The organism is Vulcanisaeta moutnovskia 768-28 (assembly GCF_000190315.1).
In the GTDB taxonomy this organism is placed as follows: domain Archaea; phylum Thermoproteota; class Thermoprotei; order Thermoproteales; family Thermocladiaceae; genus Vulcanisaeta; species Vulcanisaeta moutnovskia.
Window position 1 is genome coordinate 158,196 of the sequence record NC_015151.1, and the last position, 24,474, is coordinate 182,669.

Below are 24,474 nucleotides of genomic sequence, written 5' to 3' on the forward strand. Positions count from 1 at the left end.
GTCACCAGTAGCGTGCTATTACGTAGTCTGGTGCTGTGTTTTTCATGAATATTGTTAGGTTGTTCATGCCTATGACCCTGGGTAGCCCCTGGGCAGTGGCTATGTAGATTATGGGCTCCTCAGTTATGTACGTACCCTCTATGTAAAGCTGCATCGTGGTTGGTGTTGCGTTTGGGTAGTGGGGTATGAATCCAATCCAGTCATTACTAACCATTAACTGGACCTCCTCAGCCTCGCTACTCACGTTGCATGATGGTAGGATGTAGGGTATTGAGGAATATATGGCAACGGCTATCACGTCATCCGGCGTCGCATTGATTGGCGGGAACTCGGCGACAAAGCCTGTGTGTATTACTGACCAATTCGCCGCCCTTGCATACTGCCAGAAGGATACCGTCTTATTGCCAAGTGGGTATGTGGTGTTTACGATTGTGGCTATTGCCGTTGTTGGTGAGGCTATGCTTGTGGCTATTAATGTGCCGTTTAGGTAAACGCCCATGCCCATAACCATACCCGGCTGTGATGGGCCTGGCAGTGAGTAGTTAATTACCGTGAGCGGCACATCAATGGATATGCTCACGTAATTGATAAGCGTGGTTCCATGAACATGATAAACAAGCACTATGAGGGAGTTACCTGGGATAACAACACCACCATTACATGCTAAACTCCCATAATAAATGAATTGCGGAACGGGAAGCGGAGGTAAATGCCTCGAGGAATTACCACCCACACCAACAACCACCTCATGACCACGCTTAATAAAGGCAAACTTAATAATAAACAAGGAAACAACCACCACCGCAGCAATAACCGAAACAACCAAAATTAACCACCTCACCTTTAAGCCCATAACCATCGGTTTTACATAATTCACCAGATTTTTTTACTTCGCCTATTCATAAAAAGTGAATCGAGCAGGGTTGAAGATGCCTAGGCCGTGCCTATCGAACCCGTCAGTAGGGCTTTTACCTGCCTTGTTAACGCATTGGTCATAGCCTCGATTGCCTTCTTGAAGCTTGTGAGTGAGCCTTTTGGTTCGAATAGGATTGCCGGCTTCATCGTGGCCGTTAAGTATTGGGCTATTGGGCTCATTGGGACCGTGAACACATCCCATTGTGTGCGAAACCCTTAACCCCCAGCCTCAACACCATCCAACCCAGGCAATGCCTTGTTAAGGACAACATTAATGATTTTTCTGTACTTTAATTGCGTAATCATTATAATTTCATAACCATTTAAGCGCTTGATCTATAAATGAAGCATTGAACAGGGAAGACCCTCTAACATGAAAACACTATTGGTAATGTAATAACTATTGCTAGGAGCGTTACGTCAGTCTCTCCTTTATCTTCATCAAAATTAAATTTATACGAGATCACGAATCGGCTTTGTTGACCTATTATTAAGGCTTGGGCTCAACTCCTCTATCATTGCAAGGCATTAAGATCATCAAGGTCCATGAATATCCTTGTTGAAGTACTTCTATTATTTTCTAATCTCTAACTTCCATCTTAAACTCGTAGGTTTTACGTAGAGTTACCCAATGATTAATAAGTAATTAAGGGCTAGTTAAGAGGTCAGGCAATCATCTAGTGCTGAAGTCGAACCATCACGCGTTATTGCTTCTCTTAATGCTCCTAACGAGTAATTCTCCACGCCTTGAGAGCCTGTAATAAACGTGGTGCTTACGAACCTCATTACTGAGCTTAAAACGGGCAACACTCCTCTTCAGTGTCTTACCTCCCCTGACCCTCTCAATAAGGCCCATAGCCTCAAGCCTATCCAGTATCTGCAGAACCTCCTCGAGCGGGATGCCCGTGTTTATGGCTATTGACTTACCGTAATCCACATTGGCCCTCTTCAGGTGCATGAGTACGGCAATGTCCTTATTCGTGAGTCCATCCATAGGGTATGGATTAATATCATAGGGTACATTAATTAAATTGACTCTGTCAAAATTTGGAGTAACTAAGTGAAACTGTTAGTATTTAAAGCAAGGAATGTAATTTAACATAATATTTAACGGGTACTTTTGGCTTTTAAAATCGAAGTAAACCGTCATGTGCCGCTTGACTTATAATGAGATTTTTTAGGGTCGTGGCTAAGAAGATCGTTATTAGGCTAAACCATTTCAATAAGTATGTACAGGGATGTTAGCTTGACGGGGCAGAACGTGCTTGAGATGTATAGGTTATTGGCCATTGCATTTAATTTCAAGAGATAATTAGGCAACTCTCTCATATTCTTTAGTGTTCCTTTCAGGGTCTATCATAGGTTAGGTAAGTAGGGTTGATGCATATGATTGACTCATTCATTAATAACAAACTGGTGGTTGGGAAAAATGTATTACCAATAATGGAGTAATGTTTATAGGTAGGAATTTATAATGTAGTAACGTGAGTAATTGGGTTACAGTATCAACTAAGGTCAGGAGAGAGGTTCTTGAGAAGGCTAGGAGGTATGGTATTAACGTTTCCGAGGTTTTACGTAAAGCTCTCGAGGAGGAAGTAATGCGTAGGGAAAATGAGGAACTAATTAAATTACTTAAGGAGGCTTCTAAGGAGCTTAGGAAAATTAGTGAGATTTATGGTGATGACTTCGTCGTAAGAAGCATACGCACAGACCGTGACTCAAGATGAGCCTAGTGTTTGATGCAAGCGCCATTATAAGGTTGGTAGAGCTTAAACCAGATAAGGCAGTTAATGCCTTAAGGAATCAATATACTGTTGACCTAGCATACCATGAGATTGGTAATTACTTATGGAAAATTAGTAAATTAACATCCATAAATATAGAATCTTTACTTAAGGCATTTAATAGCGTCATCAGCCTGATGAACGTCATATCAATAGGCCTAAACAGTGATGCCATTAATTTAGCTAGGAGAATGAATATAACGTATTATGATGCAACCTACGTGTATCTAACGTTAAAACTCAATGCAAAACTGGTAACCGAGGATAAAGAATTAATGACTAAGTTTCCAAATATAACAATAAGTATTGAAGAATTATAAATAATACTCATTAATTATAATGAAGAATTCATTGTTAAAGAACCACTAAAATTATTGCCACCACTATTATTAATGCGCCCAAGAACTTAACAACGCTAAATTTCTCCCTACCCATGGCACTTGACATCAACTGGGCTATTAATGGCATGGTGCCCGTCAATATCACGGTAAGCCCAAGACCTATTAAATCCATTGAGAAGGCGAATAGGGCAACACCGAGACCCAGGTCGAGTACGGCAATAATGGGCAGGTAACTACGTACCGTCCCTTTAATGGCTCCTGCAATGTTGTTTCCCATGAAATAACTAATCACAAACAGTACAACACCCGCGGCGGCGACCCTCGTAAAAGCTATGGAGACTGGGTTAAGCCCTGCAACATCGGCTACCTTAATCATTGATTGACCAGCAGCCCATGCAAGGGCTGCACCAAGACCAAAGAACAGACCCTTAATCTCCCTCCTTGAGCTACCGCTACGGGATAGCAGGTAAACGCCGGGTATCAGTAGTATGCTCGCAAGTAGCTTCGTGATAGTCAGTGATTCCCCCAGGAACACTGCGAATAACACCGTCAGTGGTATGTAGGTGTAGGACACGGGGGCTGCGATTGAGACCCCTGAGTAATTGATTGAGAATAGGTATAGTGAGTCACCAATGACTAAGGATAATAAACCACTCAGGGAGCCCCATATGACTCCGTAATTAAGCCCTAAAACTATTGCTGGGATTAGGAGTATTACTGAGGCGTAGAACATCCTGAGGAAGTTTACGACCAACGGATGCATTCTCTTCATGAAGTCACCATACATGATTGACGCCCAGGCCCAGATAATGGCCGTTGATATGGCTGGTAAGTCCTCAATAATCATAAGGCCAGGGTAACTAGGTAATATCGCGCTTTAAAGATTATTCCCTCTCAAGTCAGTCGGGCCCAAAGACTATGTTTATGTCCTTATCCGGCGACCTGAACGAGGACACAAGCCTAGTTAACTCACTCCTTATGGCATCAACACCGACCTTGACCACGAAATTCCTAACCCCACGAACACCAGACCTCCTATACATGTCAAGAAGTACTTGTACTGCGAGCTCTGCATCGCCTGGATCGACAGTGCCGATGACGAAGCCCAACGCGGTCGGTGAACCACCCATCGTTATTAATATCCTCGTCTTTGAACCGAATGGTTCAAGGCCTATATCCGCGATCCACGACATACCGCAGTCGTGGGTACAACCGCTAATTCCAACCCTAATTGGCTCATTCAACTTACTTAAGTGAATATGTATTTTGTGGCCGAGCCCGGTGGTGTCTATTAGGCCTGGTGGGCATAATTCATTACCTAGGCATGCAACTGTTGTTGGTCCATCAGGGTACATGGGCCCTGGATCCCTGACCTCGTAATTGCTCAATTCCTCAATCCTATCAACCTCCTCACGGATTGGTATGTATATGCTTTGATTATTGAATAGCAATACATAGCCAAACCCATACCTATCAGCCACATTGGCCAACCTAATTAATTCATCGGCGGCAACCCAGCCGGTTGGGTATGGAATCTTTACAATCCTTGATTTAATGAACCTGGGCGTTGGATCAGGTGGCTTGGGTAGTTTAGGCTTTACCTCCCTGGCTATTGCCAATACCTCCTCCTTAGCCTTATCAAGACCACGCAACTTAACAACCCACTTAAACCCCCTCCTCTCGCCAGACCTCCTAAAGACCTCGGCGACGCCCATGCAGATTGGAAGTAAATCCTCAGCATCGACGTCAGTAAAAGCCAACTTGGCACTGAATGCATGCTCACCAATACCACCACCCAGGTAAATGTCGAACTTACCATTGGACTTAGCCACAATACCAATATCCTGAGCCACGGGCACCGCGCACGCCCTCTCGCATGCTGATATTGATATCTTAATCCTGTGCGGAAGCGATGGTTGCTCATACTCACTTTTATACCTAAAGTAATCACCTATGAATGTCGACAAAACCTCAGCATTAACATGAGCATATGGGCAGAACTGCGACGTGCATGGTATTGGATTCCTAACAGAGTTACCGCAGGAATCCCTGGGATCGAGACCAGCCTCCTTAAGCCTAGTCACAACCTCATCAAAGAGCCTAAAGTCGACCTTGAAAATCTCAATATCACCCCTCGTTCCAAGCATCGCCCTACCATCACTATACGCCTTGCTAACCTCAGCAACAACCCTTAATTGGTTTGAAAACCACTTACTTGGGTCACGACCAACACCCTGCCTAATCCTTATCGAGACCCAGGGATTATCACCACGGTTCTTATAAATACCCTCATGCCTCCTCGGATAAACCACTTTATAGATATCGGAATACTTAAACGAAGACACACCAATTCAACGGCCAGTAACTATTTAAGTCTTCAATATTGAACATGTTACAACAAAAACACGCACCACTGCACCAAGGTTGGCGCTCACTCCACCAAATTCATAATCCTCAATCGTAAATTACGCAGATGGGCAAACTCGTCCTCTACGACTACGACATTGAGGCCTCTTGAAATGCCAATGGAACTCACATGGTCTCGGGCAGGGTTTATTACTATTATGACTTCGAAGTCCTCGCACCAAACGGGACCAGGATAGGCGTAATCCACGTGTACGTCTGCACAACCAATGACGTGGCAACAATGCACATAGAATTAATGCCAAGAAACGAGGTAAACGAGATCAACAACATAAGACCTGCCTAATATACGGCGCAAATATAACAATCAGTATTTGGCCGACTGAATAATTATGCCGACCCAACATTCATCCTAAACAATTCAATCACGCTAGACACGGCATTAGATAAACTCATGGCATCAAATAGTACTAAATGATCATTAATAGATTTGCACATAGTAAACCTTCACCTCAATTAGTCATAATCGCCGCACGCACTAGTAGACGCACAATGAGGCCTTGAGCGACCCTTGATAATTACCTCACGCCTAAGCAGCTCCCTAAGTAATGCCTCAACCCTACGTCCATCACCACTATCGAGCCTAACAACAATCCTCCTATCACCCAATTGCTCAACACTACCTGAATAACCAAGGTACTTCAGGAACTCATTAACATCTCTAGCATCAACATTAGGTAACTTACTTAAATCACCACACGGACCCCACCTACAGGCCCAACAACCAAGGCCAGCAGCCTCGATATTAGCCCCACAAGCCGCCTCGTAAACCCTAAACCCCATTTCACGGGCTTTCCCGGCTATCCAATCCTTAAGATCCCTAGCCCTTATCGGAACCTGCTCCCTACCCAACCTACTCGTTGGCAGCCTATCATCGAGATTAATGCCGATGCTCCTAAGCCTAGTGTATATATTTTTAGTGATCCTTAAAGTACCTAGTACCACAGTCTTAACACCAACCTCCCTCGCTAACTCAAGGATCTCCTTAGCGTCCCTATCAGTAATCCCAGGTATTATAGGCCTCATAAATAGGCCCACGTTAATACCAGCCTTGACGAGCCTACCCATGAATTCAAGCCTGTTCATTGGGTCTGGAGCCAGTGGCTCTATCTTCCTGCAATCCCTTATGCACACCACGGTCTCGAGGAAGCTGATGTGCGGTGCGTACTCCTTAATCTTGGTTATATACTCATCATTAAGTACGGACTTGCTACTAACCTGCAGCGGATTACCGAGTGAACCGAGAACCTCGATATACTCGAGAGCCCTATCCCTAGTCTCGGGTAGGAAAGGCTCGGTTACCGAACCCATGGCAAACATTGTACCGCCAGGTCCAAGAACCACGTACGGATTAAGCGTCAATGCATAGAGCAGCTCTTTGCCACTTAGTGGGTATGGCTGTGCTTTATGTGGAAATCCCATATTGTAGATATAACAATAGGTACATGAGTATGCGCATCCAATCCCCGTGTGTATCGTCATACCGCACGGCCTCGGGTATCTCCTCGCATGTGGATCCTTCCTAGCCCTCTCGATTGATTCAGGGCTTAATTCGTTCTCTAGTTTATTCCTTAGTTTTTCCTTAAATTCCAGGCGCTTAATTAGGTCCATTTACGGCCGGGTACCAATCATAATCTCTGTATTAAATCCTTACAGGTACTCGGCAGCGAGTCTGTATACTGGGTCGGAAATCCTGTAGTAATCATCCACCTTCTCAATAATGCCTAGGTTCACTAGGTTGTTTAGCAATTCGGAGATCGTTGCAGCATTTATTTCTTTACCCTCATAATCCTCAAGCCTACGCTTAATCAATCTCCATGGCATCGACTCCCTAGCCAGTGCCCTTAGTATTACCGAGTACCTACTACTCCTGAGTAAGGTTACTAAGTTCCGTAACTCACTTAGCGCCAGTTGAACAGCGTCCTTCATTATCTCGTCAAAGTCTGCAGAGCCTCTCATTGCGTATGTGTAGCCGAAATACGTTAACCAGCCGATAATCCCATCAAACGTTTCCACAGCCCTCTCTAAGGCATCCTTAGGACAGTTGATGCCTAATTGGTTGAAACCGCGTTCGAGGAAGTCCATCGACTCATCCGGACTTAATTTTCTCGTCTTAACCTCCATGTAGGCCCTACCAAAAAGTGGTGCCTTAGGGTCGTGAAGCCCGAGAAAGCTATAAAGAAGACCGACCTGCGAACCTGATAGGACGAGCCTTATATTCGTTAGGTTGTCGAAGACGTAGGCAAACAGCCTATCGAACCTAAGCCAATTAACCTTCCTCAACTCCTGCGCCTCGTCAACCGCGATTACCACGAGCTCACCAACATCATTTAGCCTAGTGAGCAGATCGGTAATACTAACTCGCGGCTTACCTCTAAATTTGACGGCTATTTCAGGCGGATTAAGGGATATCTTCAAACCCTCAATGCCCTTAAGGGCATTGATTATCTTATCAATAATTGAGGATTCCCTACGTAGAAGATCGTTAAGGGCCTTCACGAATAGGTCAAGCACGTCACGATAGCTCGTATACACACTAAACCTAACATCAAGGTATATGTAGTCAATATCAGCCTCATTAAGCGCAACCCTCATCAACGAGGTCTTACCGGTCCTCCTAAGGCCCGTGACTAGCGTTAATCTTGATCCTCTCAGGAATTTTACGAGCACCTCTAATTCATGATTAAAATCATAGAGATCCTCCCTTCTACTTTTAGGCTCAATGCTAAACAACATTTGGGGAACCCCAAATAATTTGGAGTACTGCTAATAAATTTATTTTCAGCAATTCCTGGGGTATCAAAATTAGCGAATGAGTAACGACGACATTATATTAAGACAAGATGGTAATATTAAGTGGTCGTGAACTGTGACCAGGAGGATCCCTATATCGTCTTTCTTAACCTACCAGCAGTTTTCTTTTTAACTTGAACCTATTGCTTTGTTACCCTGAAGAATATATAATCCTACCTCTGTTCTCTGATTGAGGATATTAATAGCCATAGGAAGAATAGGGCGGTTATTAGGAAGAGTGCCATACCAGCCACGTCCCTATGGAGTGATAGGTTTATTGACCTAATGAACCTTATGAATGCCATGAACCCTATCGTCACTATTAAACCAACTATTGCGGTTACCGCATCATTATTTAGCTTGATGCCCAACTTACGTAACCCTAACCTATACGTATCTAGCGTTTCCAGGACCACGATCAAATGACCATCACGGACAGCTTTAATTCCTTCCTCACAGCCTAAGAACGCTTCTTGAGTTTTATGTTCAATTCATCACCAACATACATAACATCATTATCTAAACTCAGTGTTATATTTATGGTGGGTTTACCGCTTAGGGCTAAGGCAATTACTATTATTATTAATGGGAATAGTATTGATAACACGTACCACCTTGATGCCGTTAATACTGCCACGAGCGCCATGAATATAGGTAATACCGTGAGGACTACAATCACCCTAGAGAATTCCCTCATTAATATCACTTTATAGTGATGATAGTATAGCAGTAATAAAAATAATAAGATGTGGCCGCTCCGGAGGAGCGATTGAATGTTGAAAAGCTGGTTAAAAAGGTGATTAAGGCCCGTGGGTTTGGGTAGGTTATGCATCGCATGGGTATTCTGGACACTTTAGGTTCTGTATTGCCTTTGCTATCCTCTTTTTCTTTCTCTCATCCTTCGTTTCGTTAAGCTACCCGCTCAGTTTTTGGCATATCACTGGCTTGAGTGGGCTGTCCCTCACGTTGGTGTGGGTTATCGAGACTACGTGTCTTTTGCCACAAACGCATATTGATGGGCGGAGACCGACTTTATTAAGCACCTCGATTAGTCTCAAAGTCTCATCCTTATCCTTTCTATACGCCCTAAGCTCAACCCTGCCATCATACCTAATATGTACGGTCATGCTTATGTTCGTCCCAGGGATATTGATTGACCTACTGCCCTTTTCCCTAACCTCTATGTTAGCTAACTCAATTATTCGCTTAAGCTTCTCGCTGCCTGGCAAAAAAGCGCCAAGCTCGATTAACTCCTTGATGTCCGGCATCGCCAGCCAGTCCCTGGCGAGCCTAACGGCCTTGCTCGAATCCTCCCTCCGCCTCTTTAATAATTCATGCCTTAATTAACCTTACTCAACTCACTCTAATTTAACCATGATGCGATGTCCACATGTCTTTCCTGGAATTCTTTATAAATCATTAACCTGGACTATTCTTGATGATTGCGTTAATTACTGGTGTTAGTTCGTCACCGGGTTATAAGACTGCCATTAGCCTAGTCAATAAGTATGAGGTTGTTGGTACTTATAATGAGCATTCAATTAATGTACCTGGCATCACCATGGTTAAGGCGGACCTAACGAGAGATTCTGTGAGGGTAATTAATGATTATAAACCTGACGTGGTTATCCACATGGCTGCAATAGGCAATGTTGATCAGTGCGAGGAACAATTGGAACTTTGCTACAGAGTTAATGTGGCGGCAAGTAGGGAATTGCTCACGGCTGCCTATAGGGTTGGCGCCGCCATTTATTACCTATCCACGGACTACGTATTCGATGGTGAGAGGGGCATGTACTCGGAGGATGATGCGCCAAGGCCCGTTAATTACTACGGATTAACGAAGCTCCTCGCGGAGGAAATCACGAGAGCCCTAGGCGGCTCCATAGTCAGGGTTGCCTGGATCTACGGCACTGGGCCTGGAAGGCCGAACTTCGGCAAGACCGTAGTTGAGAAGTTAATGAGAGGTGAGGTGGTCACGGCAATAACTGATCAATGGTCATCACCCACATTGAATACGATAATTGGTGAGGCCTTCGCAAAGCTGCTTGATATTAAATTCAATGGTGTGATACACGTGGTTGGGCCAAGACTGAGCAGGTACGAATTCGCAAGAGCCATAGCTAGGTACTTTGGGTTTAGTGAGGAATTGATAAAGCCAATAAGGCTCATTGACGTAAATTACAGGGCTAGAAGACCCAGAGACAGTAGCCTAAACAACAGGAAAGCGGTTGAGTTGTTAGGAATACCACTTAACGACATAAACTACGCATTATCAATATTCAAGAAGGAACTGGAGTCTGAAAAAGCTATAGTGAAGCCGTGATCCATGAAGAAAAGCTTTAAATCGCAGTTAATGGCTTACTGACCCGCCGGGGTGGCCGAGCCAGGTCCAAGGCGCAGGTCCGTGGATTCCGCGGTGCGAAACTTGAGATCCTGTCCCCGCAAGGGGGCCCGGGTTCAAATCCCGGCCCCGGCACCAAGGCATTTTAGTAACAATGGCTCATTAGGGTATTCATCATTAATTGGTGGATTACATGATTGATTGCAATGGTATCACGTGGTGGTTTCACGGTTGGTTGCACGGAGAGTTTTTATGCAGGAAACTGGTTGGTGCTTCGTGATTGGTATGGGTAAGACCTGGATTTGGGTTGTGGTTGGTGTTGTGATTGGCTTAGTGGTTAGTTTGGGTTTGGTCTATGCGGTGATGCCTTATTATTATTACTACTATAATTACTATTATGGTAATTATCCCAGCACCTCACCTATCGGCCCTGGTGTGGGTAATTACTATGTTGGTTATGCCTATAGTACATACTCAATAAGTAAGGTCATTAAGGAGATTATGGAAGTACCGAGTTATGCTCACGTTTACCCTGGTAACAATACCATAGTATTTACCAGTAAGGATGTTAATCTATTGGTTGTGGCTATGATGGGTGATGATGCGGAGAAAATGTTTAATGCAACATCTCCACCCTACGTGCATGGTGATGTCTTCGTTATTTACGGACTAATAAACCCAACACTAGTTATACCTGCTGGTGCTGTTGTTCATGTCACTTTTATAAATCTTGATGATGATATGTACCACAATTTCGTAGTAACCAGGGTACCACCGCCATACCCATACTACGTGATGCACTATATAGGCATGAGTGGTGGTATGGGTCCGCAGATGATGCTTTATATGGAGTGGTTGCCGCCGGCCAATTACAATGCTGGTTATGCCTATGGTTATGAATATGCATTCACCATCACTGAACCAGGCACGTACTGGTACCTATGCACATATCCAGGCCATGCTGAGGAGGGCATGTATGGTGAAATAATTATAATGGGTAATAGCGTGAGCACTACTGCACCGGCACCTACATACCCAGTTACTCAATATCCAGGTTCGTATTACGGACCTAGTTGGATGGGTGGTATGATGGGGTGGTGGTAATGCCCTGTCCATGCATGTGGGGTTGGGGTTTTGGTCCGTGGTTCAGCTTTGGATGGTTTGGCTGGATAATTGGCGCCATAATAGCTCTCTTGTTCCTGATACTCATAGTACTTGTGATAGTTTGGGTTGTTAGAAGCTTAATGAGGATCTCGGGTGATTATCATCAGCACCAGGGCATGAGCATGGTTCGTGCAGTAGCTAATCAATAAGACTTTACCTAGTTGGTTTTATTAAAATCTTTCAATCTTACTATATTTCTACCCTTAACCTTAACAACCTCGAGCAGGCCCTTCTCCTCAAGCCTATGAACGATCCTCCATGCCTGAACCTTTGATAGCCCTAAATCTCTCATTATTTGGTATTGAAAGATCTCACCGCCTGACCTAATCACGTACTCAAGGACCTCACGCTCAGCCTTAGGCAGTAATTTTAGAACTCTACCATAGTAATCATCAGAATTGCCGGTCATGGAACCACTTTCCACAGCATCTCTCTGCCCTATCTCATAACTTAATCCCTGGGAAAACCCATCGGGTTTTATTAGTATGATTGGCGTTATTATCATCATCACACCCACCGTTAATAATGCCACAGGTAGGAATAACGGGTAGTACATCATCATTCCACACATCATACCCATGCAGTGGTAATAGGCCATATAATTAACCATGATAATTGCGCCATAAAGCAGGTACGCGCTTACCCCCAATATTATAATACCTATTATAATCAATACATTACGCAATAAACTACGTTCATTACTCATTATTAATCATTTAACGTCGTTATTTAATAAATCCTTCTAGGCAATTCACTCCTCAATGACTGTGTTTCTTAGGGTGCCTACTTTCTCGATTTCCGCCTCAACAATATCACCATTCTTTAGGAATTTCCCCTTCGGGAAGCCCACGCCTGATGGTGTTCCCGTGCTTATGTAATCGCCAGGCTTTAGCGTTACTCCCTGGGATGCCCAATGGATCAACTCGGGTATCTTGAATATTAGGTTCCTCGTATTATCGTCCTGCTCCACATTGCCGTTAACTCTAAGCGTAAGCCTGAGGTTGTGTGGGTCTGGTATCTCGTCCTTAGTCACGATATATGGACCCACCGGTGTTGATGAGTCCATGCTCTTACCGTATATCCAGTCCATCCCGTAGGGTTCCTTACTTGGGAATTGCCAGTCACGCATTGACACATCATTAAGGATTAGGTAGCCGAAGACATAGTCAAATGCCTTATTAATGTCTATGTACTTACCTCTCCTGCTAATGATCAGGGCTAGCTCGGCCTCCCAATCAACTTGTTTCGAGACTCTCGGCTTGAGTATTGGTTGATTATGACCAACGAGTGCGTTGGGGAATTTTGGAAAGAAGTACGGTCTATCGAGGGGTTTAGCGCTGCTTTCTTCACCATGAGCCCTGTAATTAACAGCAACGCACAGAATCTTCTCAGGGTTAATCACCGGCGGTAACCAGGTAATTGTATTAGGATCTCTGAATAGGTCCGTATCTCCACTCCTTAACGACTTATCCAATAAGTCCTTGATAATGTTTAGGGCAGGTTCACCCCCACTTATTAATGCCTTCATGTCATAGAGAAAGCTCGGCGCTTCGGCTGCTTCATAAATACTCACGTAGGCACTTGGGAGATCCAAAATACCCTTGTCTGTGTATACGCCAACCCTGACAGTGCCATTCCACAGAAAGGAAAGGAGCTTCACGATTATTGCGTACTTAATCAATAATTTAAATATCACTATTAACTAGTTTTATTTTTCTCTCCACCCGCCTTTTAGCAAGTATTCCTCAATTGCCATTGCTGCATCAATGCCGTTCTTCAGTGCCTTACCTATTAGGCTTGGTCCTGTGGCTACGTCACCGGCTGCGAATACACCCTTCCTCGTTGTTCTATGCTTCTGGTCAATATCTATTGTATTATGTGGTGTTACCTTGATGCCGCAGCAACCATCCTTAAATGGTGGTGTTGGTACTTCACCAACGGCGGCTATTACTGTGTCCACGTCCATGGTGTACTCACTACCTGGTACTGGTTCTGGTGCTGGTCTACCACTCCTATCGGGTTTACCAAGCCTCATTTTGATTAGCTTAACAGCTTCAACGTGTTCCTTACCCAGTACCTCCATTATGCCAACGAGTTCCACGAAATTTATCCCCCTCTTTATCAACCCCTGGATCTCCGCCTTGCCGGCTGGTGCTTCATTTATTGTCCTTCTATAGAGCACATAAACCTCCTTAGCACCCTGTCTCTGAGCCTCTATTGCAGCGTCAACAGCCGTTAAGCCAGCACCAATAACAGCTACTTTATCACCAGTTGGGTAAATCACGGACTTAGGTAAGTAACCCAATTCACTCGTGTATATTCTGTAAAGGTAATCAAGGGCTAGGTAAACACCCTTTAGGTTCTCACCAGGTACTCCAAGGTTTCTTGATCTCCATGTCCCAGTAGCTATCAATACGGCATTATAATTATTAATAAGCTGCTCAAAGTGAACCTTATTCTCTGCGAACTCATCTCCATCAGCATGCTCCTCCTCATCAGCAACAATCTTAGTCCTCAATATGAAGTTAACGCCTAACTCAATCAACTCCTTAACACCAGCCCTCACATTCTTCTTGGGAACCCTGTACTCGGGTATTCCAAATATCATTAATCCACCAGGCTCTGGCAACTTATCATAAACATCAACCTGAAAACCCTTACATATTAAGTAACCAGCAGCGCCAAGACCCGCTGGACCAGCGCCAATTATGGCAATCCTCTCACTACGCCTCTCAATCTTCTGTCCTGGAGAACACTTAAGTGCGAACTTCACGAAAGCCTGAAGGAGACCCTTTATATAAGCCTTTCCTAATGCTTAATTCAACCGTAATTTTACTATAAATCGATTTAAAATATATAGTAATTATGAAAATATTATGATAATTAATATGAAGATCTTTTTCAATATTATCATTATAAAAGAATAATCTATAAATATATAGTATATGATAATAGATCTATAGTTACATATTAGTCATGAAGGACCTATTTATCATCCCGTAGATAAACGACAGGGCTATTCTTAGGAACCTTAAGCAATCTAATCATCGGTCCGCACTTAGCCCTAAGCAGGAATAAGACCCTCAGTTTCAGTTCACTCTCTAGGTAAGCCTCGAAATTACCAACACCCTTAGAAATAATTAAATCATGAGCACCTAAGTCATGCCATAAACCCCTATTGTAAAATACTGGGTATCTATTACCCGTGGATACAACCCTCACCCTATCCCCTAATACCTTACTCACGTAATCCGCGGTTACATCAACCTCGTAGGGCAGTCCCCTGGCATAAACCGTAACCCTAACACCCATATCCAATAACCTTCTAATCAATAGTGCATCTACCTGAAACTCCCCAGAATTATCAACAACATAACCAACATCCCTTAAGCCACTTAATAACTCCCTTAACACATCCTTAGAGGTATTTATCCATACGGCTTCCTCGAGAATTTTATTTACAAAATCATCAATATCAAATTGGTAATCCCTCATCGGTACATCAACAGAATTTGCAGCGGCAGCAACCTCAAGGTACCTTACTATATCATTACCAACATCATTAATTATCCTAGGGAGTATTAGCGATGCCGTATCCTCAAGCTCCTTCTTTTCATCAGCATGTGGATCATCATTATTCAGAATTCTCGTTATTAACTCGAAGGACTCTATAAAGAGTGGAGTTCTACCCCTTGGTATCAGGCTTGATGTGTGTACCGTTATGTGCGTGTACGTATTTAAATCATTAACTCCGTATTTCTTTGCCTCCTGTATCCTAGATTCCAGGGCACAAAGTATGCATTCGGGAGTTTCTATATATAGCATCGATATCTAGTAAGTATTGGATTAATAAGTGTTTGTTTAGTAATTATTTTATATTCTTAATCAATAATGCATTTAATGGCATAGGGACACAGTTTTTAATTCCAGGTCTATGCTAATTAGAGCTGGGGGTATGAGCATCAATGAGCTATTGAGAGAGTTAAGGGAGGATAAGATCCATGGGGCGTCTTGGTACTTCCTTGAGGGTATTGATATCGTTAGGACCGCATTAGAGAATGGGCTTAGTACTAATGACATTAGGGTATTGCTTAATGAGTTGAGGATCGTTAGACCTGGCATGGCTTCTATACTAAATCTTGCTGATATTATTGAGCATGCACTGAACACTGGTTTAGACCTAGGTAATGTCATTAGTAAATTAAGGACTTGGTATGACTCCACCCTTGAACGCTTGAAAAAGCAGCTGGACAAGTTCCCCGTCATGTGTGGGTCAAGGGCCATAACCATTAGTTATAGCTCTGCAGTTAGGACAGCCCTCTCTAGGTGGGGTAAGTGCTTCGAGATCCTGTATGTAATGGAGTCTAAACCTGGTGATGAGGTTTCCCAGGCCGTTAAGGATTACTCAAGCCACGTAGGTAATGTAATACCAATACCTGACTCAGCAATTGCATTTTTTATGAGGAATGCTAATTACGTTATTTCAGGAGCAGATGGACTATACAGTGACGGTTACTTCCTTAATAAGATTGGTACGGAAACCCTATTTATCATTGCGCATAGGTTTGATGTGAATACGGTAGTTATTTCTGAGTCATATAAAGCCGCTGCTGGTGGCGTTGGTGATGTGTACTCGATAGACGTTAATATTGCTGGTTTGAGTACACGTACTCCATTATTTGATAAGGTACCTCTTGATTTAATTGATTATTTAGTAACGGATTATGGTATTATTAAGAAACCGAAGCCTGAGGATATTGAGAATTTGAGAGAGCTTTTTATTAATAATATTCTTAATCCAAGTGAGTGAGATGCGGGTTTTCCAATGTCTTAGGTGTGATGATTGTTGTTATTTTGATAATGAGGAGAGAGGACCCATATTATTTGAGGATGAATTAGTTAGAATAAAGGCCTTGGCTGGGGCTAGGGGCTTCGATATTAAGTATCGTGAGTTATTAATTAATGGTGTAAAGGTATATAGGTGGTTAATAAGGGGTTATTGCCCGTTCTATGATAGGGAGAATAAGGCATGTACGATACACCTGATGAAACCTCTTGTCTGTAAGATGTATCCATTACTGTATAATCCAAGTACAGGTGAGGTATTAATATCGAAGGAGTGCAGGTGGGTTAGTGATGCGATGAATTCTGATGAAAGTATTGGGCTTGATAGCTTTCCTGAGGAAACAAAGGCACTTGAGGAAGCATTATCAAGATTATATAAGATTAAGGTTAGGATCCATGGGCAGTAAATGTTTATATTAGCTTAGGTCTTGCTTTTCATTAAATGAGTGATTTACCTGCAATTGAAGGTGGAAAACCAACCAGGCTCACACCTCTTCGTTTTAAACCCTGGATAACGGATGAGGATATTAATCTTGTTATTGATGTACTTAGGTCAGGTCAATTATCCGCTATAGGTGGTAAATGGAACACATTGCTTGAGCAGGAATTGACTAAGTACCTTGGTACTAAGTATGCTGCAACGGTTTCTAATGGTACAGCGGCACTTCACGTTGCTCTTAAAGCAATAGGTATTGGTCCGGGTGACGAGGTAATCACAACACCATTTACATTTGCTGCATCAGCAACAACAATCCTACATTCAAATGCAATACCAACATTTGCTGATATTGATAGAGAAACACTAAACATAGACCCAGCATCCATAGAGAGGGCCATTACTGACAGGACTAAGGCAATTGTTGTTGTTCATCTCGCTGGATATCCTGCTGAAATGGATGAAATTATGAAGATAGCACGAGAAAGGGGATTATACGTTATTGAAGACACGGCTCAAGCCCTAGGCGCGATCTATAGGGGTAAAATGGTTGGCTCAATAGGCCATGTTGGTACATTGAGTTTTTATCCTACGAAGACCATAACGACAGGTGAAGGTGGTGCGGTGGTTACAAGTGATGATGAAATTGCCAGTAAAGCCCGGTTAATAAGAAGTCATGGTGAAACGGGAAAGTATTACTATGAGTTGCTGGGTTATAACTATAGGATGACTGAGTTCCAAGCCGCACTTGGTTATTCGCAATTAAGGAGGATTGAGGAGATTATTAAGCGTAAGGAGAACTTTGCGAAGGTTCTTATGGAGGAACTGCAGGACATTGAGAATGACATTATTCAATTTCCACACCCAAGACCATACATTAGACATGCATGGCACTTATTCCAGGTGCTGTTAAGCCTTGAAAGACTCAGGGCTAATAGGGATAGGATTGTTGAGGCATTAAGGGCTGAGGGTATTGAAGCAACCACCGTAGCATATCCAATACCTCTTCATAAGGAACCAGTAATAATTAATATGATGGGTCATGGAAAGGGCTGCCCTTGGACTTGCCCATTCTACGGTAGGAAGGTAACCTATAATCCATTACCTAATGCTGAGTGGGCGGCTGAGCGTGTGGTGACGATCCTTATTGGACCGTTGTATACAGCAGAGGATGCTGTTGATACTGCAAGAGCGATAAAGCGTGTTCTTAATTATTATAGGAAATGAAAGAAATTGAAAAATAAAAAGAAGTTTTATTTTAATTTATGAGAAGTTATTCCGCTAGGTTATTATGTTTCCTTGTTCGTCTACCTTGGCTATGACTTTTCTTACTGTCTTGCCATCGGGCGTCTTGAACAGTGCCATTACGAAGCCCTTCCTACCCTTAGGCTGCACCTTCCAAACCTTACTAGGCTTCAACCTCCTACCCTCAACCTCATACTCCTTCCTCGCCAGATCCTCTAGAGATACCATACGTTGTCTAGTCTGTAACGCGGGTTTATAAATATATCGCTTTAGAAAGAATCATAAGAATAAAACGAAAAAGAAACGAAAAACAAAAACAAGAGTATATATTAAAAGTAAATGATGCGTTTATGTTTGCAAGGTATGTGTTTATCACTACTTACTTAGTATCTTTACTGTTTCAAAATCACTGTAATACTTATTCGAATACGTGGGCTTTACCGAATAATACCTATTTATATTGAGACCTACTCATCCTAGCGATGGTATTTAAATTCTTTAGTTCGACAAAGACTGTAGAGAAAAAATTTAGGAAGTATGTTGGTAGGCCTGTAGTTACTGGTGATGGTAAGGTAATTGGCACTGTTGTGAGTATAAAATTGAATAAGGGTGATTTAAAGCCCATCTCTATCACCGTTAAAATGAATGATGGAAGCACTAGGGAATTTGATATTAATGACGTTAATGCTGTGTTTACTACGGATAAGGTGGTCTTTCAGAAGCTGAATGATGAATATACGGGTTTAGTTAATACTTTTAGGAATGAAGTGAATAGTATTAAGGAGAGGCTTAGGGATATCATGGATAAATTGAATAAACTCAGCGACCTACTTCTTCAGGGTGGTATTAAGGAGGACTTGTATAGGGATATTAGAGATAGGCTTGAGAAGGAGAGGGTTAAGTGGATTAGGCAGTGTAATGATAAGATTAGTGCAATAAATGATACATTATCTGAAATAGATAGGAAAATAAGTGATGCAGAGAAGAGGAAGAGCGAGTTAATGATTAAACAGGTCGTTGGTGATTTAGGTGATGATGAGAAGAATGAGTTAACAGGTCTCGATGAATTACTTAACCAGTTAAGGAAGACCAGGTCTGAATTGCTTTCATTAAGGATGGACCTTGAGAAAGAGTGCTATTAAGGTCTTTATTCACAGTGATTTATACTTAAATGATAATGCTTTCTCGAAAGGTATGAATTCATTTGTGTCATCATCGTAATAACCAAGAACCGTATGCTCAGTATTTCTTCTACACTTCTCGCAGTACATGTATAGTTTGCCCCCTAGATTCGTTAGATCATAACCAGCATTAAATATTGATTCCGTGCCACATCTATCACATTTAATTAACCACCTGGTCATAAGGCTCTACGAAAATTGTTTAATTAGTGAAGAAATAAACCTTATGCAGAATAACGCATTAAGCCTTTAATCTCCTTAACATAGAGAGCACAAGGGCCTTTGCCGGATTTTTACCAGTAACTGCTGTTAGTTCTGCCCAATCAGGTGAACCATTAACCTCAAAGATTACATAACCATCCTTACCCTCGCCGATATCGACACCGCCATAAATCAGGTCAAGAACCTCCACAGACTTTATTGCTAGTTCCATAATCGTTTTATCAGTATTAATGCATGGCTTGCCAATAGCTCCCTGGGCAACATTTGTTTTCCATTGACCAATTGGGGCAACCCTAATCATGCAACCAAAGACCTCCCCATCAATTACCATAACCCTAATATCACGGTTAGGCTTTTCTACATATTTTTGTAGATATATCGGTTTCTTAAACGTAAGCAGGGTCTTCATAATCTGAAATGCTATATCCGCATCACTAATCTTTACAGCCCCATAGCCTCTTGATCCTTGTAACGGCTTTATTACAACGTCCTTCATACTTTTAGCCATTTCGTATGCATATAATATGTCCTCAGTACCTATTGTATCAGGTACGGGTAAACCCTTACTCTTTAGTATGACTGTTGTTTCAAGTTTATTTCTGGTTCTTATTAATCCATCAAGTGGATTAATAACCACAGTGCCACTCTCCTCAATTAGCTTCATCGTTATAATCCTTCTAAGGAAGGTTTCCACATCAATAAGTACGCCAAGGCTTCTTAGGAAAACACCATCAACTTTAAATGGTCTATCCCTAATGACCGTAAGAGGACCGTCCTTATCAACCTTAACTGATATTCTTGAAATAGGTACATAAGTGGCATTTAGACCTGAATCCCTTGCATAAATAACTAAGTCCCTGCTTGGTCTATCTGGTATTGGCGAATCGCCTATTATAACGACCGAATTAGGCATACACCGTGCCCAATTTAAATTAATTTATAAATCTTTTAACATAAAATATGTACGAAGAATTTTACTAAACTACATTTTACATAGCTAAACTTGATGTGAAGGAGGCGGTGGAGGTTGACGCTTCCTTACTCTACGTGGTGAATACCTTCTCCTTAATTCATTAATCATCATAAGAGATAAAAATGTAAGTACGATTGAGATCGCTAGGAGTATTATTGATATTATTAATGATAATGTGCCAGGGAATAAAGGACCAATCATGCCAGTAAACCCGACATAGTATTGATAAATAATGTATATGCCAATCGCCGATACTAATGCTATTAAGAGCAGAGCTAGACTTGTCGTGATTATGGATGGCAATCCTAGAAACTCTCTCCTATTCAAGCTAGACCTAGCCATATATACCATGAAACCACCAATTACAGCCATTACTGAGGATAATGCTATAAGACCTGACGCTGCATTTAAGCCAGGAAACGTAAGCACTTGGAAATACTTCACTGCTATTGATGGTGGTAACTCATTAGATAAAAAATCAGCCGCTATGACGACCATTATGACTGAAAGTAATGATGCGATTGCCGAGACGAACATGAAGACCGACGACCTCTCAATTAACCTCTGTATTTCATCTGAATACATGGCTTAAACACCCTAATTATTGGAGGTATATATATTGCCTTATCTTGACCTTGCAATTGGGGCATGTGAGCGACCTTTCAATTAATTTAACCCTATGCCTATTATCCTCCCTGGCCCATTCACCATCAACAATCATTATAAATCCACAACTTGGGCATTTATTTACGTAAGGATTTAGACTGTAATATGGTACTGATGATAACATACTCTTGATATCCTTTTGCGGTATCATTCAGGTCGTTTTATCAATAAATAACTAATTAATAAATGTTTAACAATTAATAAGATCAAGCGATAAGCGAAGCACTAAAATATTCCTTAGTAATCCAGGTAAATTAATGAGTAATAACGCGAAATTACCTGAAATACCGGCCGAGTTAAGACCCTTGCTGGAAATTGTGTATGAAGGTAATGCACCACATATAAGGTGTAAGTACAGGGGAAGGGATGGCAAAGAATGCGGAGCCTTATTTTTCAACTTAGGTGATGCAATAAGGCATTTGATTACGCATGATGGTAAGTATAGGAGGTTTTTATCTTACATTAATACGTAATGCATTTAAATTCCCTATACCTTATCAAGGTAAAATATGGCAAGGCAGGTATCACTGGATGAATTAGTAAGTATTGTTAATAGTGCTGAAAACTTTGAGGTCATTGATTATCAAGGCAACTCTATAGTTATTGATGATGTTAAGGGGATTGTTAAGATAAAGGATGAGGAAGCGAAGAAGGAATTCAGTGAGTTACGGAAAAGAAGTCCGAGAGGTAAACCAACGCCTAAGCAAGTATCAGTAACAGCGGATGCTGTGAGAAGACTTGCAGAGAATAAGGTGAAGTTTAAGGTGGTTTTTGGACCTAAGGAGGTCATTATCAGGTTCGACCTTGATCATTACGTTAGACTAAGTGATAAGGACGTAAGAGTGGTGGGTTTCTCAAGCAAAAGCGAGGGCGTATTAGGCTTAATAGCAGGTATTCTTGAGAAGTACGGACCATTAGTCTTCCTTAAGAGAGTTAAGTAATATCGTTAAAATTGAGTTTTAGGCTATTAAATACCGTTGGCGGTAAATAATCGTGTTGCCTAAGTTTTTAATCACGAGGAAGCACCCCATATTACCACTGAGATTAAGTAATGATACTTTATGTATTGCACATAGGGATAAGTACCTTGATTTCATCACATCATGTAATGAAGCTGGTAATTATATAATGATTATACCTTATCAAGGCTCCTACGTAAATAGTAAGCCTATAGAACCCATTACTTGGAGTGATTTATCAGGCATTGAGGTCTACACCCTATTAAGAGATGAGTTAGCGCTTTATGAGTTAAGTATTAAGGATGGTAAGGCGTCATACGTTAGATATCGCATTAATGAGGAATTCCTGAGAGGCATTAGTTTCTTAGGTAATGCCATGAACGAACTATTAAGTGTTACCGATGCTATACTGATGAACTACATAAAGTCCAGCTTTATGATATACACGGCTTACCTAAGACTAATAACGAATAGCAGCATTAAGTTCCCTGGTTATAAAGAATACATTAGAGGTAAGGTTAGGATCTATAGTAATGATGGATTAATAATAGTAAAGGAGAGCAGCGGTAATGAGGTTAGGGTATCATTAGTGTCCACAATAGAAGGAATTAATAAATTCACAAACGTTATAATGACGTTAATAAAGTCCTCTAGGGTAATAAATGATGTTAGATTGGGTAGGATTGGTCATTCTGTTAAGATGATACTCGATGTCTTCATTCCTAATAATTTATTAACTCCAGTTAATAGGAGCACGTAATGTTCGGAGTCCTCGGCCATGCTGCCATTGACATAATAAGAAGAGGATCAATAAGCAAAAAATCACCAGGTGGCGCACCAACATACTGCTCATTCTACCTAAAGCAGATAGGCATTGATTTAATACCAATTACATTAGTTGGTAGGGATTTCAATGAATACATAATTGATTATAAAATAAGGAATATACCCATAGAGAGGATTTGTGTCTTGGATAGTTGTAATAGTACATCGTATGAAATAACTTATTATGATGATACAAGGAGATTAAGGTTATTGTCGAAATGTAGGGACTTTTCTATAGATGACCTTCATGACTTACCTGATGTAGTTGTGGTAAATCCAATAGCTAGAGAGATAAGTCTAGATCTTCTTCAGTACATAAGAAGCCAGGTTGGCTTTGTTGGTGTTGACTTGCAGGGATTCTCCAGGGTATTTGACAAAAATAATTATGTGAATTCGATGATTAATGTTGATGATATAGTAAGAATAATTGAAAGTGCTGACCTAGTTAAGGTCAGTATTGATGATGCGCCAATGAACGTATTTGACAACATAGTTAATAAGTATCCAAGCAAGGTTATAGTACTGACAATGGGCGCTCATGGATCAGTACTATTGCGTAATAATCATAAATTCCGTATCTTAACAAACGGCATTGTTAATGTTAAGGATCCTACCGGGGCGGGTGATGTATTAACGTGCACATTGACTTACATGCTCAGTAGAGGTGAGGATCTTGAGTGGTCATTCATTTTCTCAAATGCAGTTGCCGTTGCCAAAACAATGGGTGAGGGACCGTATGGTCTCATAAGTAGTGAGATCGTTAGGAAAATTGCTAGCGAATTATCAATGCGACTTATTAGAACCTAGTTTACTGATTATGTCGCTTACATAATCAATATCCGTTACCTGTACATAACTGAACCTACCAACTCTTCTAACCGTTATTAACCCCTTATCATGTAGTCTTCTGATTATTCTAGAAACAGTGCTCTTGGGTAATTCCAATTCCCTGGCTATTTCGGCTTGATAGGCATCACCGCCCTTATTTAATAGAAAGGATAAAACCTTTACTTCATCTTCATTTATATTATTAATTAACTCGGTGATACCCACAGTGCCCTGCTTATTCCTATTTACTGTATCAAATTCTAACTGACTTATCGTAGAGGATGATTTATTAATCCTAGAATTGTCCGATTCCTTATCTATTGGCTTTTTTGATTCCTTGAATACTTGATAGATGAGTGATGATAGTACTGCAAATTGAATGAGAGCTATGGAAATAATAAGGTAATAATTGTATATGCTCATTAATGTCATACAAAGCATAAGAAATATCATACTTATTTATAAATTACTCTGGTTCCTAATAAGCCATATAAATAAAATAGAAAATAATAACATCGATTAAGGGAGA

The 24,474-nt window shown here is 41.6% G+C and carries 34 protein-coding genes and 1 tRNA gene; 15 read left to right on the top strand and 20 right to left on the bottom strand.

The window, feature by feature from the left end; genetic code table 11:
- Position 1 precedes the first annotated feature (1 nt).
- The 3 genes from VMUT_RS00820 to VMUT_RS00825 all read right to left on the bottom strand — a co-directional run bounded on the left by VMUT_RS00820 (position 2) and on the right by VMUT_RS00825 (position 1,909).
- Positions 2-826, bottom strand: a complete 825-nt coding sequence (locus VMUT_RS00820) for a hypothetical protein (RefSeq protein WP_148224608.1) — start codon at positions 824-826, stop codon at positions 2-4.
- A 107-nt stretch (positions 827-933) separates the two neighbouring features.
- Positions 934-1,110 (bottom strand): hypothetical protein, encoded by a 177-nt coding sequence (locus tag VMUT_RS12905; RefSeq protein WP_013603537.1) that lies wholly within the window; start codon positions 1,108-1,110, stop codon positions 934-936.
- Between the two features lie 502 nt (positions 1,111-1,612).
- Entirely contained in the window at positions 1,613-1,909 is a 297-nt protein-coding gene (locus tag VMUT_RS00825; RefSeq protein ID WP_013603538.1) for a DUF2250 domain-containing protein, read from the bottom strand.
- A 490-nt stretch (positions 1,910-2,399) separates the two neighbouring features.
- Here VMUT_RS00825 and VMUT_RS00830 point away from each other — a divergent pair, with 490 nt between their 5' ends.
- Positions 2,400-2,642 (top strand): AF_0619 family ribbon-helix-helix protein, encoded by a 243-nt coding sequence (locus VMUT_RS00830; protein WP_013603539.1) that lies wholly within the window; start codon positions 2,400-2,402, stop codon positions 2,640-2,642.
- Positions 2,639-3,019 carry a type II toxin-antitoxin system VapC family toxin gene (locus VMUT_RS00835; RefSeq protein ID WP_013603540.1) on the top strand — a complete coding sequence of 127 codons (381 nt, stop codon included), beginning with the start codon at positions 2,639-2,641 and terminating at the stop codon, positions 3,017-3,019. The genes VMUT_RS00830 and VMUT_RS00835 overlap by 4 nt, the downstream gene beginning before the upstream one ends.
- Before the next feature lie 34 nt (positions 3,020-3,053).
- Here VMUT_RS00835 and VMUT_RS00840 read toward each other — a convergent pair whose 3' ends face one another.
- Together VMUT_RS00840 and VMUT_RS00845 are read right to left on the bottom strand one after the other, a co-directional pair.
- A complete protein-coding gene (locus VMUT_RS00840; RefSeq protein WP_013603541.1) occupies positions 3,054-3,887 on the bottom strand; it encodes an EamA family transporter in 834 nt (277 codons plus the stop codon).
- Between the two features lie 52 nt (positions 3,888-3,939).
- Positions 3,940-5,187: a nitrite/sulfite reductase gene (locus VMUT_RS00845; RefSeq protein WP_373419229.1), complete on the bottom strand. Its 1,248-nt coding sequence runs from the start codon at positions 5,185-5,187 to the stop codon at positions 3,940-3,942.
- Between the two features lie 389 nt (positions 5,188-5,576).
- On the opposite strand from VMUT_RS00845, the gene VMUT_RS12755 reads away from it, so the two are divergent.
- Entirely contained in the window at positions 5,577-5,750 is a 174-nt protein-coding gene (locus tag VMUT_RS12755) for a hypothetical protein (RefSeq protein ID WP_158304778.1), read from the top strand.
- Positions 5,751-5,920: 170 nt separating this feature from the next.
- On the opposite strand, the gene VMUT_RS00850 is transcribed toward VMUT_RS12755, so the two are convergent.
- The 5 genes from VMUT_RS00850 to VMUT_RS00870 form a co-directional block, all read right to left on the bottom strand.
- Complete coding sequence (locus VMUT_RS00850) at positions 5,921-7,075, bottom strand: radical SAM protein (protein WP_013603543.1); 1,155 nt, start codon at positions 7,073-7,075, stop codon at positions 5,921-5,923.
- A gap of 39 nt (positions 7,076-7,114) precedes the next feature.
- On the bottom strand, positions 7,115-8,200 hold the full coding sequence (locus tag VMUT_RS00855) for an AAA family ATPase (RefSeq protein ID WP_013603544.1): 1,086 nt from the start codon (positions 8,198-8,200) through the stop codon (positions 7,115-7,117).
- A 230-nt stretch (positions 8,201-8,430) separates the two neighbouring features.
- Entirely contained in the window at positions 8,431-8,673 is a 243-nt protein-coding gene (locus VMUT_RS00860) for a hypothetical protein (RefSeq protein ID WP_013603545.1), read from the bottom strand.
- Positions 8,674-8,717: 44 nt separating this feature from the next.
- Positions 8,718-8,954, bottom strand: a complete 237-nt coding sequence (locus tag VMUT_RS00865) for a hypothetical protein (protein ID WP_148224609.1) — start codon at positions 8,952-8,954, stop codon at positions 8,718-8,720.
- Between the two features lie 217 nt (positions 8,955-9,171).
- A complete protein-coding gene (locus VMUT_RS00870) occupies positions 9,172-9,525 on the bottom strand; it encodes a hypothetical protein (RefSeq protein ID WP_013603547.1) in 354 nt (117 codons plus the stop codon).
- A gap of 170 nt (positions 9,526-9,695) precedes the next feature.
- Here VMUT_RS00870 and VMUT_RS00875 point away from each other — a divergent pair, with 170 nt between their 5' ends.
- From VMUT_RS00875 to VMUT_RS00890, 4 genes are all read left to right on the top strand, one after another.
- Complete coding sequence (locus VMUT_RS00875; protein WP_013603548.1) at positions 9,696-10,583, top strand: SDR family oxidoreductase; 888 nt, start codon at positions 9,696-9,698, stop codon at positions 10,581-10,583.
- 45 nt (positions 10,584-10,628) lie between these two features.
- Positions 10,629-10,739 (top strand) — tRNA-Ser (locus VMUT_RS00880).
- Between the two features lie 114 nt (positions 10,740-10,853).
- Entirely contained in the window at positions 10,854-11,705 is an 852-nt protein-coding gene (locus tag VMUT_RS00885; protein ID WP_013603549.1) for a plastocyanin/azurin family copper-binding protein, read from the top strand.
- On the top strand, positions 11,705-11,914 hold the full coding sequence (locus VMUT_RS00890) for a hypothetical protein (protein ID WP_048057101.1): 210 nt from the start codon (positions 11,705-11,707) through the stop codon (positions 11,912-11,914). The genes VMUT_RS00885 and VMUT_RS00890 overlap by 1 nt, the downstream gene beginning before the upstream one ends.
- A gap of 8 nt (positions 11,915-11,922) precedes the next feature.
- Here VMUT_RS00890 and VMUT_RS00895 read toward each other — a convergent pair whose 3' ends face one another.
- From VMUT_RS00895 to VMUT_RS00910, 4 genes are all read right to left on the bottom strand, one after another.
- Complete coding sequence (locus VMUT_RS00895; RefSeq protein WP_013603551.1) at positions 11,923-12,471, bottom strand: helix-turn-helix transcriptional regulator; 549 nt, start codon at positions 12,469-12,471, stop codon at positions 11,923-11,925.
- A gap of 45 nt (positions 12,472-12,516) precedes the next feature.
- Positions 12,517-13,425: a fumarylacetoacetate hydrolase family protein gene (locus VMUT_RS00900; RefSeq protein WP_048057102.1), complete on the bottom strand. Its 909-nt coding sequence runs from the start codon at positions 13,423-13,425 to the stop codon at positions 12,517-12,519.
- Positions 13,426-13,473: 48 nt separating this feature from the next.
- Positions 13,474-14,538 (bottom strand): FAD-dependent oxidoreductase, encoded by a 1,065-nt coding sequence (locus tag VMUT_RS00905; RefSeq protein WP_013603553.1) that lies wholly within the window; start codon positions 14,536-14,538, stop codon positions 13,474-13,476.
- Positions 14,539-14,750: 212 nt separating this feature from the next.
- Positions 14,751-15,590 carry an ARMT1-like domain-containing protein gene (locus tag VMUT_RS00910; RefSeq protein WP_013603554.1) on the bottom strand — a complete coding sequence of 280 codons (840 nt, stop codon included), beginning with the start codon at positions 15,588-15,590 and terminating at the stop codon, positions 14,751-14,753.
- 130 nt (positions 15,591-15,720) lie between these two features.
- Here VMUT_RS00910 and VMUT_RS00915 point away from each other — a divergent pair, with 130 nt between their 5' ends.
- The 3 genes from VMUT_RS00915 to VMUT_RS00925 are packed head-to-tail and all read left to right on the top strand — an operon-like array spanning position 15,721 to position 18,273.
- On the top strand, positions 15,721-16,575 hold the full coding sequence (locus tag VMUT_RS00915) for an eIF2B alpha/beta/delta subunit family protein (RefSeq protein ID WP_148224610.1): 855 nt from the start codon (positions 15,721-15,723) through the stop codon (positions 16,573-16,575).
- Position 16,576: 1 nt separating this feature from the next.
- Positions 16,577-17,017 carry a YkgJ family cysteine cluster protein gene (locus VMUT_RS00920; protein ID WP_013603556.1) on the top strand — a complete coding sequence of 147 codons (441 nt, stop codon included), beginning with the start codon at positions 16,577-16,579 and terminating at the stop codon, positions 17,015-17,017.
- A 35-nt stretch (positions 17,018-17,052) separates the two neighbouring features.
- Positions 17,053-18,273, top strand: a complete 1,221-nt coding sequence (locus VMUT_RS00925; protein WP_013603557.1) for a DegT/DnrJ/EryC1/StrS family aminotransferase — start codon at positions 17,053-17,055, stop codon at positions 18,271-18,273.
- A gap of 54 nt (positions 18,274-18,327) precedes the next feature.
- Here the strand turns inward: VMUT_RS00925 and VMUT_RS00930 are convergent, their stop codons facing one another.
- Entirely contained in the window at positions 18,328-18,519 is a 192-nt protein-coding gene (locus VMUT_RS00930; protein ID WP_013603523.1) for a chromatin protein Cren7, read from the bottom strand.
- Positions 18,520-18,773: 254 nt separating this feature from the next.
- On the opposite strand from VMUT_RS00930, the gene VMUT_RS00935 reads away from it, so the two are divergent.
- Positions 18,774-19,433, top strand: a complete 660-nt coding sequence (locus tag VMUT_RS00935; RefSeq protein WP_013603558.1) for a PRC-barrel domain-containing protein — start codon at positions 18,774-18,776, stop codon at positions 19,431-19,433.
- Between the two features lie 9 nt (positions 19,434-19,442).
- Here the strand turns inward: VMUT_RS00935 and VMUT_RS00940 are convergent, their stop codons facing one another.
- From VMUT_RS00940 to VMUT_RS00955, 4 genes are all read right to left on the bottom strand, one after another.
- Complete coding sequence (locus tag VMUT_RS00940) at positions 19,443-19,655, bottom strand: hypothetical protein (RefSeq protein ID WP_013603559.1); 213 nt, start codon at positions 19,653-19,655, stop codon at positions 19,443-19,445.
- Positions 19,656-19,713: 58 nt separating this feature from the next.
- A complete protein-coding gene (locus VMUT_RS00945; protein WP_013603560.1) occupies positions 19,714-20,607 on the bottom strand; it encodes an ATP-grasp domain-containing protein in 894 nt (297 codons plus the stop codon).
- 84 nt (positions 20,608-20,691) lie between these two features.
- Positions 20,692-21,252: a hypothetical protein gene (locus tag VMUT_RS00950; protein ID WP_013603561.1), complete on the bottom strand. Its 561-nt coding sequence runs from the start codon at positions 21,250-21,252 to the stop codon at positions 20,692-20,694.
- 16 nt (positions 21,253-21,268) lie between these two features.
- On the bottom strand, positions 21,269-21,484 hold the full coding sequence (locus VMUT_RS00955; protein ID WP_148224612.1) for a hypothetical protein: 216 nt from the start codon (positions 21,482-21,484) through the stop codon (positions 21,269-21,271).
- A 106-nt stretch (positions 21,485-21,590) separates the two neighbouring features.
- On the opposite strand from VMUT_RS00955, the gene VMUT_RS00960 reads away from it, so the two are divergent.
- From VMUT_RS00960 to VMUT_RS00975, 4 genes are read left to right on the top strand one after another with little or no spacing between them, the layout of a single operon-like run.
- On the top strand, positions 21,591-21,806 hold the full coding sequence (locus VMUT_RS00960) for a hypothetical protein (protein ID WP_013603563.1): 216 nt from the start codon (positions 21,591-21,593) through the stop codon (positions 21,804-21,806).
- Positions 21,807-21,842: 36 nt separating this feature from the next.
- Positions 21,843-22,274, top strand: a complete 432-nt coding sequence (locus tag VMUT_RS00965) for a hypothetical protein (protein ID WP_013603564.1) — start codon at positions 21,843-21,845, stop codon at positions 22,272-22,274.
- 52 nt (positions 22,275-22,326) lie between these two features.
- On the top strand, positions 22,327-23,052 hold the full coding sequence (locus VMUT_RS00970; RefSeq protein WP_013603565.1) for a hypothetical protein: 726 nt from the start codon (positions 22,327-22,329) through the stop codon (positions 23,050-23,052).
- Entirely contained in the window at positions 23,052-23,924 is an 873-nt protein-coding gene (locus tag VMUT_RS00975) for a PfkB family carbohydrate kinase (RefSeq protein WP_013603566.1), read from the top strand. Before VMUT_RS00970 ends, VMUT_RS00975 begins: the two co-directional genes overlap by 1 nt.
- Here the strand turns inward: VMUT_RS00975 and VMUT_RS12170 are convergent.
- Complete coding sequence (locus VMUT_RS12170; protein ID WP_083805456.1) at positions 23,901-24,398, bottom strand: helix-turn-helix transcriptional regulator; 498 nt, start codon at positions 24,396-24,398, stop codon at positions 23,901-23,903. The two genes, VMUT_RS00975 and VMUT_RS12170, sit on opposite strands and share 24 nt — an antisense overlap.
- Between the last annotated feature and the right edge of the window lie 76 nt (positions 24,399-24,474).

What these genes read in the sequence shown, in the direction of transcription:
- VMUT_RS00825 (WP_013603538.1), bottom strand. Translation starts at nt 1,909, where the DNA reads ATGGATGGACTCACGAATAAGGACATTGCCGTACTCATGCACCTGAAG.
- VMUT_RS00835 (WP_013603540.1), top strand. Translation starts at nt 2,639, where the DNA reads ATGAGCCTAGTGTTTGATGCAAGCGCCATTATAAGGTTGGTAGAGCTT.
- VMUT_RS00840 (WP_013603541.1), bottom strand. Translation starts at nt 3,887, where the DNA reads ATGATTATTGAGGACTTACCAGCCATATCAACGGCCATTATCTGGGCC.
- VMUT_RS00845 (WP_373419229.1), bottom strand. Translation starts at nt 5,187, where the DNA reads ATGCTTGGAACGAGGGGTGATATTGAGATTTTCAAGGTCGACTTTAGG.
- VMUT_RS12755 (WP_158304778.1), top strand. Translation starts at nt 5,577, where the DNA reads ATGGTCTCGGGCAGGGTTTATTACTATTATGACTTCGAAGTCCTCGCA.
- VMUT_RS00850 (WP_013603543.1), bottom strand. Translation starts at nt 7,075, where the DNA reads ATGGACCTAATTAAGCGCCTGGAATTTAAGGAAAAACTAAGGAATAAA.
- VMUT_RS00855 (WP_013603544.1), bottom strand. Translation starts at nt 8,200, where the DNA reads ATGTTGTTTAGCATTGAGCCTAAAAGTAGAAGGGAGGATCTCTATGAT.
- VMUT_RS00865 (WP_148224609.1), bottom strand. Translation starts at nt 8,954, where the DNA reads ATGAGGGAATTCTCTAGGGTGATTGTAGTCCTCACGGTATTACCTATA.
- VMUT_RS00870 (WP_013603547.1), bottom strand. Translation starts at nt 9,525, where the DNA reads ATGCCGGACATCAAGGAGTTAATCGAGCTTGGCGCTTTTTTGCCAGGC.
- VMUT_RS00875 (WP_013603548.1), top strand. Translation starts at nt 9,696, where the DNA reads ATGATTGCGTTAATTACTGGTGTTAGTTCGTCACCGGGTTATAAGACT.
- VMUT_RS00885 (WP_013603549.1), top strand. Translation starts at nt 10,854, where the DNA reads ATGCAGGAAACTGGTTGGTGCTTCGTGATTGGTATGGGTAAGACCTGG.
- VMUT_RS00890 (WP_048057101.1), top strand. Translation starts at nt 11,705, where the DNA reads ATGCCCTGTCCATGCATGTGGGGTTGGGGTTTTGGTCCGTGGTTCAGC.
- VMUT_RS00895 (WP_013603551.1), bottom strand. Translation starts at nt 12,471, where the DNA reads ATGAGTAATGAACGTAGTTTATTGCGTAATGTATTGATTATAATAGGT.
- VMUT_RS00910 (WP_013603554.1), bottom strand. Translation starts at nt 15,590, where the DNA reads ATGCTATATATAGAAACTCCCGAATGCATACTTTGTGCCCTGGAATCT.
- VMUT_RS00915 (WP_148224610.1), top strand. Translation starts at nt 15,721, where the DNA reads ATGAGCATCAATGAGCTATTGAGAGAGTTAAGGGAGGATAAGATCCAT.
- VMUT_RS00920 (WP_013603556.1), top strand. Translation starts at nt 16,577, where the DNA reads ATGCGGGTTTTCCAATGTCTTAGGTGTGATGATTGTTGTTATTTTGAT.
- VMUT_RS00925 (WP_013603557.1), top strand. Translation starts at nt 17,053, where the DNA reads ATGAGTGATTTACCTGCAATTGAAGGTGGAAAACCAACCAGGCTCACA.
- VMUT_RS00930 (WP_013603523.1), bottom strand. Translation starts at nt 18,519, where the DNA reads ATGGTATCTCTAGAGGATCTGGCGAGGAAGGAGTATGAGGTTGAGGGT.
- VMUT_RS00935 (WP_013603558.1), top strand. Translation starts at nt 18,774, where the DNA reads ATGGTATTTAAATTCTTTAGTTCGACAAAGACTGTAGAGAAAAAATTT.
- VMUT_RS00940 (WP_013603559.1), bottom strand. Translation starts at nt 19,655, where the DNA reads ATGACCAGGTGGTTAATTAAATGTGATAGATGTGGCACGGAATCAATA.
- VMUT_RS00945 (WP_013603560.1), bottom strand. Translation starts at nt 20,607, where the DNA reads ATGCCTAATTCGGTCGTTATAATAGGCGATTCGCCAATACCAGATAGA.
- VMUT_RS00950 (WP_013603561.1), bottom strand. Translation starts at nt 21,252, where the DNA reads ATGTATTCAGATGAAATACAGAGGTTAATTGAGAGGTCGTCGGTCTTC.
- VMUT_RS00955 (WP_148224612.1), bottom strand. Translation starts at nt 21,484, where the DNA reads ATGATACCGCAAAAGGATATCAAGAGTATGTTATCATCAGTACCATAT.
- VMUT_RS00960 (WP_013603563.1), top strand. Translation starts at nt 21,591, where the DNA reads ATGAGTAATAACGCGAAATTACCTGAAATACCGGCCGAGTTAAGACCC.
- VMUT_RS00965 (WP_013603564.1), top strand. Translation starts at nt 21,843, where the DNA reads ATGGCAAGGCAGGTATCACTGGATGAATTAGTAAGTATTGTTAATAGT.
- VMUT_RS00975 (WP_013603566.1), top strand. Translation starts at nt 23,052, where the DNA reads ATGTTCGGAGTCCTCGGCCATGCTGCCATTGACATAATAAGAAGAGGA.
- VMUT_RS12170 (WP_083805456.1), bottom strand. Translation starts at nt 24,398, where the DNA reads ATGATATTTCTTATGCTTTGTATGACATTAATGAGCATATACAATTAT.